This window comes from Pseudomonas sp. DW-iso3, assembly GCF_058725305.1.
On sequence record NZ_JBZXDZ010000003.1, the window covers coordinates 650,590 to 667,617 of the forward strand.

Consider the following 17,028-nt stretch of genomic DNA (forward strand, 5'->3'; position numbering starts at 1 on the left):
CCTCCTCATGATGGTGCATGTCCGTTGAAGACGTCGTTGCCGGTGCCAGCATCAAAACCAGCCCATTTCTGTGCAAACCGGTCTACCATGCCTCCCCGGCAGTGGTTCCACGCGCTACCGATCTCTCTCTTGCAAGGTATCGCCCATGTCCATCGACCAGATTTCCCTCCCTAAAGGCGTAGGCCCGCACGCCAGCAAACTCCTCGACGCCATCACCGGCGCTGCCACCCACGAAGCACTCAACCGCGCCGGTGGCAAGGCCGAAGGTTTTGTTCTCGGGCTGGAATCCACCAAGGCGATCAAAAGCCAGGTCGCCGAGTCGCTGTATGTGGCCTACGACGACGCGGCGAGTCACCGGGCAACTGAATTGAACGGCTAGGTGCTAGTCCTGTCATGAGGGTGCGCTAGAGTGGGTGCCTGACGCTGGCCCGATAGAAAGGAATGCCCATGACATTGACCGTCGACGATTTGCTCAACCTGGCCATGGCCAACCCCATCAACGCCGAAATCACCGCGCGCCTGCCTGACCTCGGGGTGGACCAGTGCTTTCTCACGGCGGGCTGCCTGTTCCAGGCGGTGTGGAATCATCAGTCGAACCTGCCTGCTGCCCAGGGCATCAAGGACTACGACGTTTTCTACTTTGATACGGACCTGTCCTACGAGGCTGAGGACGCGGTGATCCGTGCGGCCGAGGTGTTGTTTCAGGACCTGGGCGTGAATGTGGAAGTCAAAAATCAGGCACGGGTTCATCTCTGGTACGGCGAGCGGTTTGGTCGGCCTTATCCGCAGTTGCACACGGCCAAACAGGGCATCGACCGGTATCTGGTCGCGGGCACCTGCATCGGCCTGGAGATTGCGACGGGCGAGGTGTACGCGCCCTATGGGCTGGAGGATGTGGAGCAGGGGGTACTGCGCATCAACCCGGTGCATCCGGAGCCTGAGTTGTTTATGCAGAAGGCCCGCAGTTATAAGGCGCGCTGGCCTGGGTTAAGGATTGTGGAGCCTGCCTGGCTTTAGCTAGGCTGCGAAAGCGCCAGGCCAGGCGATAAAGTGGCCCGGCATTGCCAGTTCCCACCTGTTGATCCGCAGTGAACTTTTACCTGCATACAACACGTCAAAGCTTGAAATGCCCAGCCAAGGACCGCTCATGACGTTCTTCATTTTCCTGCTCGCCTGCGCCGCCGCTGCCAGTACCGGCATGCTCTTTAAACCCGGTGCCTGGTACGAATCCCTGGTCAAACCCAGCTTCACCCCGCCCAATTGGCTGTTCCCGGTGGCGTGGACGCTCATCTACCTGCTGCTGGCCTGGGCCGGCTATCGCCTGAGCCTGATGCCTGGCAGCCAAACCGTGTTGGCGCTGTGGGCGGCGCAGATTGCGTTGAATACCTTGTGGACGCCGGTGTTCTTCGGTGCTCATCGCCTCCTGGCCGGGATGGTGATTCTGGCGGTGCTGTGGCTGACCGTCGCGGCGATGGTGGTGTTGGCGGTGCAGTTGGACCTGATCACCGGCTTGATCCTGTTCCCGTACCTGGCGTGGCTGTGCGTGGCGGCGGCGCTGAACTTCTCGATCCTGCGGAACAATCGCTGATGGCTTATCAACCCTGGCCCGCCAGTGAGACAGAACGGGTCGAGATGCGCCGCTTCAATCAAAAGCTCGCCTGGTTGCCGCGCTTCAAGATCCGTAATCGGGTCACGCCGCGTTTGATCCAGGCGCTGTTGCGAGTCAGTCAAAAGATCAAGAAAGCCCCTCTGGCTGAAACCCACTGCGCCGACTCAGTGCCCGTGCGCATCCTGCGCCCAAGGGGCAAGCCCAAAGGCGTGGTGCTGGATATCCACGGCGGCGGCTGGGTGATCGGCAACGCGCAGATGGATGACGACCTCAACCTGGGCCTGGTCAATGCCTGCGACGTGGCAGTGGTGTCGGTGGATTATCGGCTGGCGATCGACACGCCGATCGAGGGCCTGATGGACGACTGCCTGGCGGCGGCGCGTTGGCTGCTCGCCACCGAGGAATTTGCCGACCTGCCGGTGATCGTCGTCGGCGAATCGGCCGGTGGGCATTTGGCCGCGGCCACCTTACTGGCGTTGAAGCAATGGCCGGCGTTGCTCCAGCGGGTGAGCGGCGCGGTGTTGTATTACGGCGTTTATGACCTGACCGGCACACCCAGTGTGCGCACGGCGGGGCCGGACACCTTATTGCTGGACGGGCCGGGCATGGTCGAGGCGCTGCGCATGCTCACGCCGGGGTTGAGCGATGACATGCGTCGGCAGCCGCCGTTGTCACCGTTGTATGGCGACTTTGAAGGCCTGCCCCCGGCGTTGATGTTTGTGGGTGAACTGGACCCGTTGAAGGATGACACGCTGTTGATCGCTGAACGGTGGCCGGGGGCAGAAGCGCATTTGTTGCCGGAGGCGGCGCATGGCTTTATTCATTTTCCGGTGGCAATGGGGGCGAGTGTGCTTGCCTATAGTCGCCAGTGGATAAGGCATCGTGTGAATGGGCCTGGAACTTAAAAGTTGATCGGTTGGTCAGGTTGTTCATCTTCCATAACAAGGGTTCCCCTATGCGCGAATACACCCTCAACTACCTGTTCAACGACGAACCGCGGACCCACGTGTTCGCACTCCAGCAACCCCAACTGCCGGTGCATGAAGCGGCGTTGCACTTGCTGCAGTTGCATTTCGGCGATGCGGAAAATGGTTTGATCCTGCCGCCTGCGGATGCGACGCCGGATGAAATTCTGCAGCAGGCACAGGTGATGGGGATTACGCAGATCGAGGTTGCATGAGCCCAAGGCCGAGTATTCAGGCAGTCACAGCGGCGGATATCCCTGTGGTCATGAGGTTCGTGCTGCGCGCCCGCGCCGAGCTTTTCCCCACGCTCAGCGCGACGGGAGTGCCGGCGGACCTGGCGCATTTCGAGGCGACCTACCTGCAGGGCGATGGGCAGTTTCTTGTTGCTCGCGATGAGGGCCAGATCGTCGCTGGCATCGGCTATCTGCCCTATGACGGGCGTTTCCCGCAGTTGAATTACCAGGGCCGCAAGACCGTGGAGGTGGTGCGCCTGTTTGTGCTGCCGGCGTTTCGCCGCTGTGGTCTGGCGGGCGAGTTGTACCGTGCGCTGGAGGTGCAAGCTAAAGAGGATCGGGTCGCGATGATGTACCTGCACACCCATCCGTTTTTACCGGGGGCGATTGATTTTTGGCTTCGACAGGGGTTCGAGGTAGTGGATGTGGACGCGGACCTGGTGTGGCGCACGACGCATATGCAGCGCGCCCTCTAACACAACAGTTGAATGCCCTGATCAGTTCGGGCGCAAGCGCAGTATCTGCGCCCCATCGAACGGGTCCGTCAGGTAGTGCGCCTGCACCCCAAACGTCTCCTGCAAACGCTGCGGCGTCAGGACCTCCAGTGGTTTACCCAGCGCCACCAACCGCCCGTGATCCAGCACCGCCAGCCGATCACAGGTCAACGCTTGATTCAGATCATGCAGGGCAATCAAGGTGGTGACGGGCAACCCTTGCACGCCCTGCAAAATGCCGAGCTGATGCTGGATATCCAGGTGATTGGTCGGCTCATCCAGCAACAGGATCTGCGGCCGCTGCGCCAACGCACGGGCGATGTGCACGCGTTGGCGTTCACCGCCCGAGAGGCTGCGCCAGGCGCGATGGCTCAAGTGGGTGGCGTCGACGTCACGCAAGGCCTGATTGACGATGGCGTCGTCTTCGCCGGACCACGGGCTCAGCGCTGACAACCATGGTGTGCGGCCCAGCGCCACCGCGTCGAACACGCGGATCGCGTCGTCGGTGTCGGCCTGCTGTTCGACCACTGCCAGCTGCTGCGCGATGGCGCGGCGCGACAGCTTGCCCAGGTGTTGGCCGCCCAGTAAGACTTCGCCGGACGCCGGCGTGCGCAGCCCGGCGAGCAGCTTGAGCAAGGTGGATTTGCCGGAGCCGTTCGGCCCGACGATGCCGAGGGTTTCGCCCGGCTGCACGTCCAGATGGATATCGCGCAGCAACTGCGCCTCACGCACCTTGAAGCCCAACCCTCTGCAGCTCAGTACTGTCATCGCGCATTCCTCCGGCCAATGAGGATCAGCGCAAACACTGGCGCGCCGACCAGCGCCGTGACCACGCCGACCGGAATCACCTGGCCTTTGATCAAGGTGCGCGACAGTACATCGGCTGCAATCAAGAACAACGCGCCGCCCAACGCACTGGCCGGCAGCAAGCGCGAGTGCCCGGTGCCGAGCAGCAGGCGCACGGCGTGGGGGATTACCAATCCGACAAAGCCGATGGAGCCAACAATCGACACCATCACCGCCGTCACCAGGGCCGCGCAGCCCACCAGCACAAATTGCACCCGGCGCACCGGAATGCCGAGGGACGCTGCCGAGTCGCTGCCGAAGGTAAACGCATCCAACGCACGGCGGTGCCACAGGCACACCGCCAAGCCTGCAACGGCCACCGGCACCGCTAACCACACCGAGGGCCAGCGCACACCACTGAGGTTGCCGAGCAGCCAGAACAGGATGCCGCGCGCCTGTTCGGAACTGGCGGATTTGGTGATCAGGAAGGCGGTGAGCGCATTGAACAACTGCGAGCCGGCAATGCCCGCCAGAATGATCTGGCCGGTGCCGCTGGCCGAACCGCTGGCGCGCGCGAGCAGGATCACCAGCGCAAACGCCGCCATGGCGCCAACAAACGCGCCCGCCGACAACGAAATCAACCCGCCGCCCACGCCGATCAACGCCACCAGCACCGCGCCAGTCGAAGCGCCGGCACTGATGCCCAGCAGGTAGGGATCGGCCAGTGGGTTGCGCAACAGCGATTGCAGGATCACCCCGCACGTCGCCAGCCCGGCGCCACACGCAGCGGCGACCAGGGCGCGGGTGAGGCGGTAGTTCCACACCACGCCTTCGTCGATGGGGTCAAGCACGTAGCTGGCCGCCCACAGTTTGTTGGCGAGCACCTGGAGCACGACTTGCGGCGAGATGGCGGTTTCGCCGATCGCCACCCCCGCGAGTAGGGCGGCTAATAGCAGGGCCAGGGCGAGTAGGGTGCGCGTCATTTGGGCAGGTCGTAGCCGTCGATGGCCGTGGCCAGTTGCTCAAGCCCGTCGAACGTGCGGATGCTGGCCTGCAGCGCCAGGGCATCGAGGATGATGATGCGGTTGTTTTTCACCGCGTCCATGTTGCGAGTCACGGGATCGCTGCGCAGGAAGGCCAGTTTCTTTTCATGGTCGTCGGCGGGGTAGCGGCGGCGGTCCATGCGTGCGATCACCAGAAAGGTCGGGTTGGCCTTGGCGAGGGTTTCCCAGCCGACGGCGGGCCATTCTTCATCGGATTGCACCACGTTGTGCAGACCGAGGGTTTCCAGCATGAACTCTGGAATGCCCTTGTGGCCGGCCACGTAAGGATCGCTGGCCATCTCGGAACTGGAGAACCACACCAAGGCACTGGCTTGCTTGAGGCCTTTGCTTTGCACGGTGGCAACAGATTTGGCCAAGCGTACCTTGAGGTCGTCGTTCAACTGTTGGCCGCGCGCCTGTACGTCGAAGATCTCGGCGAGTTGGCTGATGCTTTTATAGATCGTCTCGATTCGGAACGGCTCCAGCCGTGTGCCGTCGGCGCCTACCAGGTTGTCCTTGCCTTCGCAGTCGGAGGGCAGCAGGTAAGTGGGGATCTTCAGTTCATGGAATTGCTCGCGGGTGCCGACCACGCCCTGGGGCCCGACCACCCACTCCAGCTCGGCGGCCACCAGCTGCGGGCGCTTGGCGATCACGGCTTCAAAGCTCGGCTCATTGTTGGCTAGCCGCTCGATGCCGTCGTTCTGCACCTTGTACTGCGGCAGTACGCTGTTGAACCACAGTGAGGTGCCGACCACTTTGTCCCCCACGCCCAATGCGTAGAGCATCTCGGTGGCCGCCTGGCCGATGGTCACGCTGCGGGCGGGGGCTTGCTGGAAGGTCAGGCGACTGCCGCAGTTTTCCACGGTCAGCGGGTAGTGGGTGGGCGCGGCTTGGGCGAGGGCACAGAAGCCCAGGCCGGTGAGCAGGGCGGTAACGCGTGGCAGCATGGGGCAATCTCCGAATGAACCGTACGTGCCATTCGGAAATACACCCTTAAGCGCTGCACTAGAAAAACAGGCAAGAATGTCCTTCCCGGACACCCCGCCGGTTGGTAATTGAGCTTGGGCCGGCAGGTCTCCTGACTGATGCGTCGTCGCCAGGCTCCGGCCTTCCCGGACAAGGTCCAGTGGCATCAGGGAGCAGGCTCAGCACCTACAGTTGCGGGGGCAGTTCCGATTGGCGAGGGTGTACCGCGCTTCGGATTCCCTATTAGTCCCGTTTGGGAACCGGCGCGGTATGGTAGTTGATTAGGGCGGGGCGATATAGCCCGAGGCACGCCCGGTCAGAGACGAATGTCTTCAGGCCCCTGTATCAGGGCTTCAATCCGCGTGCCGGTGGCGCGTTCTTCGTTGCTGAAGCCGTCGTAGTCGGCCAGGTTGGCAAAACGCAGGCCGGTGAGGCGTTCTATCTGGATTACGCTGCGCTGGTAGGTCCTAAGCTGGCCGAACACCAGGTCGAGCTGGCCCAGCTCGCGGCTCTGGTCGATCATGTAGGCGCTGGCCGAAGGCTTGCCGTCATCGCTGAGGTAGGCGACCACTTTCCAGAACGCCTTGGGGATCTGGACGCCCCGGTACACCCGGTCTTCGTCGGCGAACACCGGGCCGGTGAACACGGTGGCTCGGGCTTTCCAGCGCTGGGTGTTGTCGAGGATGTAGTCTTCGAGCTCCAGCCACGTTTTCTGGTTGAACCCGCTCATCTGCGGTGAACAGTTGGTGAAGTGGAAGGTGTCGAAGTTGGCGGTTTGCGCCGCGTCGCCCCAGTTGGGGTCTTGTCGGCGCACCAAGTGGCCGCGATCCAGGCCGTTGCTGGCATACAGTGCTTCGCCCACCTGCGCATCAATGGGCAGGCGTCCGTCGTAGGCCCAGGTGTCGTTGCTGCGAATGATGTCCATATGCTGCCCGCCATCGATGTTGACGCCCACATACAGCGCGAGCCGCTTCGAGCGTGACATCGTTATCGAGAAGTGCGTGTAGTCCAGGCGCTTCTGGACATCGCCGGCCAAGGTCTCTTCAACCGTAGGCCAGGGCACCCCGAAGCTGCCGAGAAAGTCCTCAGCGTAGCCGCGTCGGTCCTTCAAGTCGTTGGCCGAGGTGACGCGGGGCGTCGCGGCTCGTGCCTCCAGCAATGTGGGGCTCGGTGCGATCAATGGGCGCAGGTCAGCGAGCCTGGGGCGGTATGAAAGGTCGATTTTGGCTTTACGTGCGGGCATCGGTCAGTCCTCCTTGGATAAACACGACTGCAACATAGGTTAATGACAATTGATGACACGCGATAACCCCTGGAGGCTATCCTGAATCGATGACCCGGACGTTGTTACCTGCCAAATGGAGCCAGCCAATGTGTGTTCGCCAGCCGAATCGTAATCCGATTTTCTGCCTGATCCCGCCCTATATGCTCGACCAGATCGCGCGCAACGGGGACAAAGCGCAACGGGAGGTCGCGTTGCGCACCCGCGCCAAGGACACAACGTTCCGCTCGCTACGGATGGTCGCCGTGCCTGCCAAGGGACCGGCGCATATGGCCCTGGCCATGGGGGCCGATAAACGCCGCTCGATCTACAGCGCCGAGGGCGCCGACAGCCTGCCGGGCACGCTGGTGCGTGGCGAGGGGCAGCCCGCCAGTGGTGATGCGGCGGTGGACGAGGCCTATGATGGCTTGGGCGCCACCTTCGATTTTTTCGACGAGGTCTTCGATCGCAACTCCATCGACGATGCCGGGATGGCGCTGGACGCCACTGTGCACTTTGGCCAGAACTACAACAATGCGTTCTGGAACTCGACCCAGATGGTGTTCGGGGGTGGAGACGGGCAGTTGTTCAACCGCTTTACGGTGGCCCTCGACGTGATTGGCCATGAGTTGGCCCACGGCGTCACCGAGGACGAGGCCAAACTGATGTATTTCAACCAGTCCGGGGCGTTGAATGAATCGCTGTCGGACGTGTTCGGTTCGCTGATCAAGCAGTATGCGTTGAAGCAACGTGCGGAAGACGCCGATTGGTTGATCGGCAAAGGGCTGTTCACCCAAAAGATCAAAGGCACCGCCCTGCGCTCGATGAAAGCCCCCGGCACGGCGTTTGACGACAAACTGCTGGGCAAGGACCCCCAGCCCGGGCACATGGATGATTTTGTGCAGACCTACGAGGACAATGGCGGGGTGCATATCAACTCCGGCATTCCCAACCATGCGTTCTACCAGGTGGCGACCATACTGGGCGGGTTCGCCTGGGAGCGCGCCGGGCGCATCTGGTATGACGCGCTGCGTGATGCGCGGCTGCGGCCCAACTCGGGTTTCCTGCGCTTTGCGCGCATTACTTACGATATTGCAGGCCGACTCTACGGCGCTAACAAGGACGAACAGAAAGCGGTCAAGGACGGTTGGAAGGCGGTCGGCATTGCTGTCTGACGAGAGGAACGGCCATGCAAATTTCAATCAAGGAAAACGGCGGGCCCGGTTTTTTTCCGGGCCTGGCCAAGCCACAGACGGTGGAACTGGACACGCTGCCGGAGCAGGAACAACAGGAGCTGCGGCAGCTTGTCGAGGCTTGCGACTTCTTTCAACTGCCGCCCAGCAATGCGCCTGCCCCCGGTAATCCGGGCCAAGTGCATTACACCGTGACGGTAAAGGACGACGAGCGCGAGCACACCGTTTGCGTGCTCGCGCCGGTGAAGTCGCAGGCGCTGGATGGGCTGGTGCAGTGCGTGCGACGGCATATTCGCTGTTGAGGCCGCTTTAGGTCTAGCGGGACGGTTCGACAGGCCCCCTTGCCACCGATGTCGCTTGATTTACTTGCGATCCAGCCACACCGTCTGGGCGTTGCAGAATTCCCGCACGCCGAAGTGCGATAGCTCGCGTCCGAAACCACTCTTTTTCACGCCACCAAATGCCACCCGAGGGTCGGAGACGCTGAAGGCGTTGATGAAGATGCCGCCGGTTTCCAGCTGATTGGCGATGTCCCGTGCCTTCGCGGAGTCGGTGGTGAAGATGCTGGCCGTGAGGCCAAACTCGCTGTCATTCGCCAGGGCCACCGCATGGTCGGCATCACGGGCGGTGATGATCGAGGCGACTGGGCCGAACAGTTCCTGTTTGAACGAGGTCATCTGGTCGGTGACGTCTGCCAGCACGGTCGGTTCGTAGTAGTTGCCGGCGCCGGGCACTTTGTGGCCGCCCAGCAGCAGCGTGGCGCCTTCTTCCAAGGTCGCCTGGACCTGGCCGTGCAGCTCGTCGCGCAGGTCGAAGCGTGCCATCGGGCCGATGTAGGTGGCGGCTGACGTCGGGTCGCCCATCACCAGAGCGCGGCTGGCTTCCAGGAATTTGACGGTGAAAGCCTCCACCACACCTTCTTCGATGATGAGGCGCTTGGCGGCGGCGCAGACTTGGCCGCTGTTCTGGAAACGACCGATCAGCGCCGCTTGCACCGCGGCGTCGAGGTCGGCGTCGTTGAGTACGATGAACGGGTCGGACCCGCCCAGCTCCAGCACGCACTTTTTCAGCGCAGCGCCGGCCTGAGAGCCGATGGCGATGCCTGCACGTACGCTGCCGGTCAGGGTGACGGCGGCGATGCGCGGATCGGCGATGGCCTTGGACACGCCGTCGTTGGTCACGTTGACCACTTCAAACAGACCTTCGGCGAAGCCGGCCTTCTGGAACGCTCGTTGGATCAGATAGGCACTGCCCATCACGTTCGGCGCGTGTTTGAGCACGTAGGTATTACCGGCCAGCATCGTCGGTACGGCGCCGCGCAGCACTTGCCACACCGGGAAGTTCCACGGCATCACGGCGAAGATAGGGCCTAGCGGGCGGTATTCGATCTGCGCACTGCCGTTGTCCACCAGGGTCGGTTCCGGGGCGAGCATGGCCGGGCCGTGGGCGGCGTACCACTCGCTGAGTTGCGCGCACTTTTCGATTTCGGCACGGGCCTGGGCGATGGGTTTACCCATTTCCAGGGTGATCATCTGCGCCATGTCTTCGGCTTGTTCGCGCAGGGCGCTGGCCAGGCTCAGCAGCAACTCGGCGCGCTGGCTGACCGGCTGACGGCGCCAGGCGCGGAAGGCGAGGGTGGAGCGGTCGAGGGCGGCGTCCAGTTGCTGCGCGGTTTCATACGGATAGCTGCCGACCGTTTCGCCGTTGGCCGGGTTGATCGAGAGGGCGTGGGTAGTCGCGTTCATGGCACCGTCCTGCTGAGTGAATTAGGTTGAGTTCAGCGTACGGGGCTATATCTTTTCTGGAAACTGAATAATATTAAGCAATACATTCACGAATGGAGAATGATTTGGACCTGGTGCAACTGGAAATCTTCAAGGCCGTTGCCGAGCAAGGCAGCATCAGCGCCGCCGCGCAGTTGATTCATCGCGTGCCGTCGAACCTGACCACGCGCATCAAGCAACTGGAGCAGGACCTCGGTGTGGAGTTGTTCATCCGCGAGAAAAGCCGCCTGCGCCTGTCACCGGCCGGGTGGAATTTCCTCGGTTATGCGCGGCGCATCCTCGACCTGGTGCAGGAAGCCCGCGCGACAGTCGCGGGGGAGGAGCCCCAGGGTGCGTTTGCCCTGGGATCGCTGGAGAGCACGGCGGCGGTGCGTATCCCGGCGTTGCTGGCGGCGTACAACCAGAAACACACCAAGGTCGAGTTGGACCTGAGTACCGGGCCTTCAGGCACCATGATCGAAGGCGTGTTGTCGGGGCGGCTGACGGCAGCGTTTGTCGACGGCCCGCTATTGCACGCGACCCTGGAAGGTGTGGCGGTGTTTGAGGAAGAGATGGTGGTGATTGCGCCGCTGCATCACGCGCCGATCACCCGTGGGCAGGACGTGAACGGGGAGAGCATCTACACCTTTCGCTCCAACTGCTCGTACCGGCATCACCTGGAGCGCTGGTTTTCACAGGACGGCGCGGTGCCGGGCAAGATCTTCGAGATCGAGTCCTACCACGGCATGCTCGCTTGCGTCAGCGCCGGCGCGGGCCTCGCGCTGATGCCGCGCAGCATGCTCGACAGCATGCCGGGGTCGGCGGCGGTGAGTGTTTGGCCGCTGACGGACAACTTCCGGATCCTGCACACCTGGCTGATCTGGCGGCGGGGGACGGTGTCGCAGAGTTTGAACAGTTTCGTGAAGTTATTGGAGGAGCAGGGCGCCATCCGTGCGGCTTAGCCACCGAATTGCAGGGTGCCCATCGCCAGCTTTGCCATCAGTGCGGTCGCACCCAATTGCACCAGCCACAGCGCCAGACCGCCCAGAAAGACGCCCAGCGCCACTTGCAGCACCAGGCTCTTTTGAGGCTTGGGTTGCGGTGCGCGTGGGGCGTAGTCATCCAGTTCGTCACGGTCGGCACGCAGGTCCAGGTCATCGTTTCTCATAGCATTCTCACAGCGAAGGGGCGGTCAAGGTTCAGTCTAGGGGCTGGATACGAAAAAGGGGAAGCCATAGGCTTCCCCTTCTGGTGCAACCGCTGCAGGTTTACAGCACCTGAACGATCGCCTTTGTGACTGCATCGATGTTCGACTGGTTCAACGCCGCCACACAGATACGGCCGGTGTCGAGGGCATAGATACCAAACTCGCTGCGCAAGCGGGTGACTTGCTCAACGGTCAGGCCAGAGTAGGAGAACATCCCACGCTGGCGACCGACGAAGCTGAAGTCGTGGCCCGGAGCTGCCTTGGCCAGTTCGGCCACCATCTGCTCGCGCATGCCACGGATGCGCAGGCGCATTTCGGCCAGTTCGGCTTCCCACTGGGCACGCAGCTCAGGGTTGTTCAGCACCGCTGCAACGATCGCCGCGCCGTGGGTTGGCGGGTTGGAGTAGTTGGTACGGATCACGCGTTTGACCTGGGACAGGATGCGCGCGCTTTCTTCCTTGGAGTCGCCGACGATGGACAGTGCGCCCACACGTTCGCCGTAAAGCGAGAACGACTTGGAGAACGAGCTGGACACAAAGAAGGTCAGGCCCGATTCAGCGAACAGGCGCACGGCGGCAGCGTCTTCGTGGATGCCGTCGCCAAAGCCCTGGTAGGCCATGTCGAGGAATGGCACCAGGTTCTTGGCCTTGATCACGTCCAGCACGTTCTGCCAGTCGGCCGGGCTCAGGTCGACGCCGGTCGGGTTGTGGCAGCAGGCGTGCAGCACCACGATGGACTGGGACGGCAGGGCGTTGAGGTCTTCGAGCAGGCCGGCACGGTTCACGTCGTGGGTGGCGGCGTCGTAGTAGCGGTAGTTCTGCACCGGGAAACCAGCGGTTTCGAACAGCGCGCGGTGGTTTTCCCAGCTCGGGTCGCTGATGGCGACGACGGCGTCTGGCAGCAACTGCTTGAGGAAGTCTGCACCCAGCTTCAGGGCGCCAGTGCCGCCTACCGCTTGCACGGTGGTGACGCGGCCAGCGTTCAGCAGTGGCGATTCAGCGCCGAACAGCAGGGTTTGCACGGCCTTGTCGTAGGCTGCGATGCCGTCGATCGGCAAGTAACCACGGGCGGCGTGTTGCGCCACGCGAATGGCTTCCGCTTCGGCAACGGCACGCAAGAGTGGAATCTTCCCCTCCTCGTTGCAGTAAACGCCCACGCCAAGGTTGACCTTGGTGGTTCGTGTATCGGCGTTGAATGCTTCGTTGAGGCCCAGGATAGGATCGCGTGGTGCCATTTCGACAGCGGAGAACAGGCTCATTTTTGCGGCAGCTCTATGGGGGATAGGAGGGACGTGTCGCGCTCCAGCCGAATGCACTAGAGCGGTGCACAAACGGGGAGCTAGTATAGAGGCCATCACCGCCAAGGGCGACAGCCGAAATGGCTTTTCGGCCAAGTTTTTCGGTTTATTTGCCGACCGTTAGTCTTATTGCAACATTGATTGGTAAGGGCGTGCACGACGATTGCCTTGAAACCCATGACATTCGCCACCACTTCTATGTCTATCATGGTTTTTTCCTACTATCCGCTCTGAGTCTTCGCGGGTGGCGGTCTATTTCGTCCTCGACGGGTTTACAGTCTGGGGGTGACCACACGAGGTACGTTATGTCGGATTTCCAACTCGTCACCCGCTTTGAACCCGCTGGCGATCAGCCGGAAGCCATTCGCCAGATGGTCGAGGGCATTGAAGCCGGCCTGGCCCACCAGACGCTGCTCGGGGTGACCGGGTCGGGCAAGACCTTCAGCATTGCCAACGTGATTGCGCAGATCAATCGGCCCACCCTGGTGCTGGCGCCGAACAAGACCCTCGCCGCGCAGCTCTATGGCGAGTTCAAGGCGTTCTTCCCGAACAATGCGGTGGAGTATTTCGTTTCCTACTACGACTACTACCAGCCCGAAGCCTATGTGCCGTCCTCCGATACCTTCATCGAGAAGGATGCGTCGATCAACGATCACATTGAACAGATGCGGCTGTCGGCGACCAAGGCCTTGCTGGAGCGCAAGGACGCGATCATCGTCACCACAGTGTCGTGCATCTACGGCCTGGGCAGCCCGGAAACCTATTTGAAGATGGTCCTGCACGTCGATCGCGGCGACAAGCTCGACCAGCGCGAGCTGCTGCGCCGACTGACCAGCCTGCAGTACACGCGCAATGACATGGACTTCGCCCGTGCCACCTTCCGCGTGCGCGGCGATGTCATCGACATCTACCCGGCGGAATCCGACCTGGAAGCGATCCGCATCGAGCTGTTCGACGATGAAGTCGAGAGTCTGTCGGCCTTCGACCCGCTGACAGGCGAGGTGATCCGCAAGTTGCCGCGCTTCACCTTCTACCCGAAAAGCCACTACGTGACCCCGCGTGAAACCCTGATGGGCGCCATTGAAGGCATCAAGGTCGAGTTGGCCGAGCGCCTGGAGTACCTGCGTTCCAACAACAAGCTGGTGGAAGCCCAGCGCTTGGAGCAGCGCACCCGCTTCGATCTGGAGATGATCCTGGAACTGGGCTACTGCAACGGCATCGAAAACTACTCGCGCTACCTGTCGGGCCGCGAATCCGGTGCGCCGCCGCCGACGCTATATGATTACCTGCCGCCTGACGCGCTGCTGGTAATCGACGAGTCCCACGTCAGCGTGCCGCAAGTGGGCGCGATGTATAAGGGCGACCGTTCCCGCAAAGAAACGCTGGTGGAGTACGGTTTCCGCCTGCCGTCGGCACTGGATAACCGGCCGATGCGTTTTGACGAGTGGGAAGCCATCAGCCCGCAGACCATCTTTGTGTCCGCCACGCCGGGTAACTATGAGGCCGAGCACGCCGGCCGCGTGATCGAGCAGTTGGTACGGCCGACAGGCCTGGTCGACCCGGAAATCGAAATCCGCCCTGCACTGACCCAGGTCGACGATTTACTCTCGGAAATCACCAAGCGCGTGGCCCTGGAAGAGCGGGTGTTGGTTACCACGCTGACCAAGCGCATGTCCGAAGACTTGACCGACTACCTGGCCGACCACGGCGTGCGCGTGCGTTACCTGCACTCGGACATCGACACCGTGGAGCGTGTAGAGATCATTCGCGACTTGCGCCTGGGCACCTTTGATGTGCTGGTAGGCATCAACCTGCTGCGCGAAGGCCTGGACATGCCGGAAGTGTCGTTGGTGGCAATCCTCGATGCGGACAAGGAGGGCTTCCTGCGCTCTGAACGCTCGCTGATCCAGACCATCGGCCGAGCGGCGCGTAACCTCAACGGTCGGGCGATTCTCTACGCGGACCGCATCACCGGTTCCATGGAGCGGGCGATTGGCGAGACCCAGCGGCGTCGCGACAAGCAGATCGCGTTCAACCTGGAAAATGGCATCACCCCGAAAGGCGTGTTCAAGGACGTTGCCGACATCATGGAAGGCGCCACTGTGCCGGGCTCGCGCAGCAAGAAGCGCAAAGGCATGGCCAAGGCTGCCGAGGAAAGCGCCAAGTACGAGAACGAGTTGCGCTCGCCGAGTGAGATCACCAAGCGGATCCGTCAGTTGGAAGAGAAGATGTATCAGTTGGCGCGTGATCTGGAGTTTGAGGCGGCGGCGCAGACGCGCGATGAGATCGGCAAGTTGCGCGAGCGCCTTTTGGCTGTTTGATCTGCGCTGACAGGACTGGCCTCATCGCAGGCAAGCCAGCTCCCACATTTGACTGTATTCATAAATCAAAATGTGGGAACTGGCTTGCCTGCGATGGCCGCGCCTCGGTCTCCCGGATTCACCCAGGCTGGAGCCCAACCGCCCCAGGCTGTTACCATTCCCCCCTTGTTTCAATTTTCAGTTTTATCGCCCATTCGAGACCTGCCATGACCACCGTCCGCACGCGCATCGCGCCATCGCCTACTGGGGATCCCCACGTTGGCACTGCTTACATCGCCTTGTTCAACTACTGCTTTGCCAAGCAGCACGGCGGTGAATTCATCCTGCGGATCGAAGACACCGATCAACTGCGTTCCACCCGCGAGTCGGAACAGCAGATTTTCGATGCCCTGCGCTGGTTGGGCATTACCTGGGCCGAAGGCCCGGACGTCGGCGGCCCGCACGGCCCGTATCGCCAGAGCGAGCGCAGCGACATCTACAAGCAGTACACCCAGCAATTGGTCGACATGGGCCATGCCTTCCCGTGTTTCTGCACCGCCGAAGAACTCGACCAGATGCGCGCCGAGCAACAGGCCCGTGGCGAAACCCCGCGCTACGATGGCCGCGCGTTGCTGCTGTCGAAGGAAGAAGTGGCCCGTCGCCTGGCCGCTGGCGAGCCCCATGTGATCCGCATGAAAGTGCCAAGCGAAGGCGTGTGCGTGGTGCCGGACATGCTACGCGGTGACGTCGAAATCCCGTGGGACCGCATGGACATGCAGGTGCTGATGAAGACCGACGGCCTGCCGACGTACTTTTTGGCCAACGTGGTCGACGACCATCTGATGGGCATCACCCACGTGCTGCGCGGTGAAGAGTGGCTGCCGTCGGCGCCGAAACTGATCCTGCTCTACGAGTACTTCGGCTGGGAACAACCGCAGCTGTGCTACATGCCGCTGCTGCGTAACCCGGACAAGAGCAAACTGTCCAAGCGCAAGAACCCGACCTCGGTGACTTTCTACGAGCGCATGGGCTTCATGCCGGAAGCGATGCTCAACTACCTGGGCCGCATGGGCTGGTCGATGCCGGACGAGCGCGAGAAGTTCTCGCTGCAGGAAATGGTCGACAACTTCGACCTGTCCCGCGTGTCCTTGGGTGGGCCGATCTTCGACATCGAGAAGTTGTCGTGGCTCAACGGCCAATGGCTGCGTGACCTGCCGGTGGATGAATTCGCCAGCCGCGTGCAGCAGTGGGCGCTGAACCCTGAGTACATGATGAAGATTGCGCCACTGGTGCAGGGCAGGGTGGAGACGTTCAGCCAGGTCGCACCGTTGGCCAGCTTCTTCTTTGCCGGGGGCGTTAGTCCGGATCCCAAGCTGTTCGAGTCCAAGAAACTCTCGGGCGACCAGGTTCGTCAGTTGATGCAATTGATCCTGTGGAAGCTGGAAAGCCTGCGCCAGTGGGAGAAGGATGCGATCACCGCGACGATCCAGGCGGTGGTGGAGTCTCTGGAATTGAAGCTGCGCGATGCCATGCCGCTGATGTTTGCCGCGATTACCGGCCAGGCCAGTTCGGTGTCGGTGCTCGATGCGATGGAAATCCTCGGCCCGGACCTGACCCGTTTCCGTCTGCGCCAAGCCCTTGATTTGCTTGGTGGTGTGTCGAAGAAAGAAAACAAAGAGTGGGAAAAGCTGCTGGGCGCTATCGGCTGAGCATGCGGTTGAAACGGCGAAACCCCGGTTTTCCGGGGTTTCACCGGTAAGTGATTGTTATCCCGGCAAAAAATTTTGGAAATTGTTGAAAATAAATTTGACACACTTCCAAAGCGCCATTAAGATTCGCCCCGTCCTCACCGATGAGGGGCTATAGCTCAGCTGGGAGAGCGCTTGCATGGCATGCAAGAGGTCAACGGTT

At 61.8% G+C, this 17,028-nt stretch carries 18 protein-coding genes and 1 riboswitch; of the genes, 11 read left to right on the plus strand and 7 right to left on the minus strand.

Annotation, left to right across the window (positions count from 1 at the left end; genetic code table 11):
* Nucleotides 1–145 precede the first annotated feature (145 nt).
* From AC4PS7_RS12085 to AC4PS7_RS12110, 6 genes are all read left to right on the plus strand, one after another.
* On the plus strand, nucleotides 146–379 hold the full coding sequence (locus AC4PS7_RS12085; protein WP_010209023.1) for a hypothetical protein: 234 nt from the start codon (nucleotides 146–148) through the stop codon (nucleotides 377–379).
* A 68-nt stretch (nucleotides 380–447) separates the two neighbouring features.
* Nucleotides 448–1,017 (plus strand): nucleotidyltransferase family protein, encoded by a 570-nt coding sequence (locus tag AC4PS7_RS12090; protein WP_010209024.1) that lies wholly within the window; start codon nucleotides 448–450, stop codon nucleotides 1,015–1,017.
* 130 nt (nucleotides 1,018–1,147) lie between these two features.
* On the plus strand, nucleotides 1,148–1,588 hold the full coding sequence (gene tspO, locus AC4PS7_RS12095) for a tryptophan-rich sensory protein TspO (protein ID WP_021490746.1): 441 nt from the start codon (nucleotides 1,148–1,150) through the stop codon (nucleotides 1,586–1,588).
* Nucleotides 1,588–2,514: an alpha/beta hydrolase fold domain-containing protein gene (locus AC4PS7_RS12100; RefSeq protein ID WP_021490745.1), complete on the plus strand. Its 927-nt coding sequence runs from the start codon at nucleotides 1,588–1,590 to the stop codon at nucleotides 2,512–2,514. The genes tspO and AC4PS7_RS12100 overlap by 1 nt, the downstream gene beginning before the upstream one ends.
* A gap of 50 nt (nucleotides 2,515–2,564) precedes the next feature.
* Nucleotides 2,565–2,789, plus strand: coding sequence for a hypothetical protein (locus AC4PS7_RS12105; RefSeq protein WP_010209031.1), 225 nt, complete (start codon nucleotides 2,565–2,567; stop codon nucleotides 2,787–2,789).
* The gene (locus AC4PS7_RS12110; RefSeq protein ID WP_492179429.1) at nucleotides 2,786–3,283 is read left to right on the plus strand and encodes a GNAT family N-acetyltransferase; all 498 of its coding nucleotides are present in this window, start codon (nucleotides 2,786–2,788) and stop codon (nucleotides 3,281–3,283) included. Before AC4PS7_RS12105 ends, AC4PS7_RS12110 begins: the two co-directional genes overlap by 4 nt.
* 21 nt (nucleotides 3,284–3,304) lie before the next feature.
* Here the strand turns inward: AC4PS7_RS12110 and AC4PS7_RS12115 are convergent, their stop codons facing one another.
* The 4 genes from AC4PS7_RS12115 to AC4PS7_RS12130 all read right to left on the minus strand — a co-directional run bounded on the left by AC4PS7_RS12115 (nucleotide 3,305) and on the right by AC4PS7_RS12130 (nucleotide 7,339).
* Complete coding sequence (locus AC4PS7_RS12115) at nucleotides 3,305–4,069, minus strand: ABC transporter ATP-binding protein (protein ID WP_492179430.1); 765 nt, start codon at nucleotides 4,067–4,069, stop codon at nucleotides 3,305–3,307.
* Nucleotides 4,066–5,070 carry a FecCD family ABC transporter permease gene (locus AC4PS7_RS12120; protein WP_010209036.1) on the minus strand — a complete coding sequence of 335 codons (1,005 nt, stop codon included), beginning with the start codon at nucleotides 5,068–5,070 and terminating at the stop codon, nucleotides 4,066–4,068. The genes AC4PS7_RS12115 and AC4PS7_RS12120 overlap by 4 nt, the downstream gene beginning before the upstream one ends.
* Nucleotides 5,067–6,077, minus strand: a complete 1,011-nt coding sequence (locus tag AC4PS7_RS12125; RefSeq protein WP_021490741.1) for an ABC transporter substrate-binding protein — start codon at nucleotides 6,075–6,077, stop codon at nucleotides 5,067–5,069. The genes AC4PS7_RS12120 and AC4PS7_RS12125 overlap by 4 nt, the downstream gene beginning before the upstream one ends.
* Before the next feature lie 104 nt (nucleotides 6,078–6,181).
* Nucleotides 6,182–6,376: riboswitch (cobalamin riboswitch) on the minus strand.
* Between the two features lie 36 nt (nucleotides 6,377–6,412).
* The gene (locus AC4PS7_RS12130) at nucleotides 6,413–7,339 is read right to left on the minus strand and encodes a DNA/RNA non-specific endonuclease (RefSeq protein ID WP_106119574.1); all 927 of its coding nucleotides are present in this window, start codon (nucleotides 7,337–7,339) and stop codon (nucleotides 6,413–6,415) included.
* Nucleotides 7,340–7,467: 128 nt separating this feature from the next.
* Between AC4PS7_RS12130 and AC4PS7_RS12135 the strand changes: the two genes are divergently transcribed.
* Nucleotides 7,468–8,532 (plus strand): M4 family metallopeptidase, encoded by a 1,065-nt coding sequence (locus AC4PS7_RS12135; protein ID WP_492179431.1) that lies wholly within the window; start codon nucleotides 7,468–7,470, stop codon nucleotides 8,530–8,532.
* A 14-nt stretch (nucleotides 8,533–8,546) separates the two neighbouring features.
* Nucleotides 8,547–8,852, plus strand: coding sequence for a protealysin inhibitor emfourin (locus AC4PS7_RS12140; protein ID WP_010209043.1), 306 nt, complete (start codon nucleotides 8,547–8,549; stop codon nucleotides 8,850–8,852).
* 60 nt (nucleotides 8,853–8,912) lie between these two features.
* Here AC4PS7_RS12140 and AC4PS7_RS12145 read toward each other — a convergent pair whose 3' ends face one another.
* The gene (locus tag AC4PS7_RS12145) at nucleotides 8,913–10,295 is read right to left on the minus strand and encodes an aldehyde dehydrogenase family protein (protein WP_010209044.1); all 1,383 of its coding nucleotides are present in this window, start codon (nucleotides 10,293–10,295) and stop codon (nucleotides 8,913–8,915) included.
* 104 nt (nucleotides 10,296–10,399) lie between these two features.
* On the opposite strand from AC4PS7_RS12145, the gene ptrR reads away from it, so the two are divergent.
* Entirely contained in the window at nucleotides 10,400–11,275 is an 876-nt protein-coding gene (gene ptrR, locus AC4PS7_RS12150; RefSeq protein WP_044287561.1) for a putrescine utilization regulator PtrR, read from the plus strand.
* Here the strand turns inward: ptrR and AC4PS7_RS12155 are convergent.
* Entirely contained in the window at nucleotides 11,272–11,481 is a 210-nt protein-coding gene (locus AC4PS7_RS12155; protein ID WP_010209046.1) for a hypothetical protein, read from the minus strand. The two genes, ptrR and AC4PS7_RS12155, sit on opposite strands and share 4 nt — an antisense overlap.
* Nucleotides 11,482–11,581: 100 nt before the next feature.
* On the minus strand, nucleotides 11,582–12,778 hold the full coding sequence (locus tag AC4PS7_RS12160; RefSeq protein ID WP_042571803.1) for an amino acid aminotransferase: 1,197 nt from the start codon (nucleotides 12,776–12,778) through the stop codon (nucleotides 11,582–11,584).
* Nucleotides 12,779–13,122: 344 nt separating this feature from the next.
* Here AC4PS7_RS12160 and uvrB point away from each other — a divergent pair, with 344 nt between their 5' ends.
* Together uvrB and gltX are read left to right on the plus strand one after the other, a co-directional pair.
* Nucleotides 13,123–15,138 carry an excinuclease ABC subunit UvrB gene (gene uvrB / locus AC4PS7_RS12165; protein WP_010209048.1) on the plus strand — a complete coding sequence of 672 codons (2,016 nt, stop codon included), beginning with the start codon at nucleotides 13,123–13,125 and terminating at the stop codon, nucleotides 15,136–15,138.
* 206 nt (nucleotides 15,139–15,344) lie between these two features.
* A complete protein-coding gene (gene gltX, locus AC4PS7_RS12170; protein WP_010209049.1) occupies nucleotides 15,345–16,826 on the plus strand; it encodes a glutamate--tRNA ligase in 1,482 nt (493 codons plus the stop codon).
* Nucleotides 16,827–17,028 lie beyond the last annotated feature (202 nt).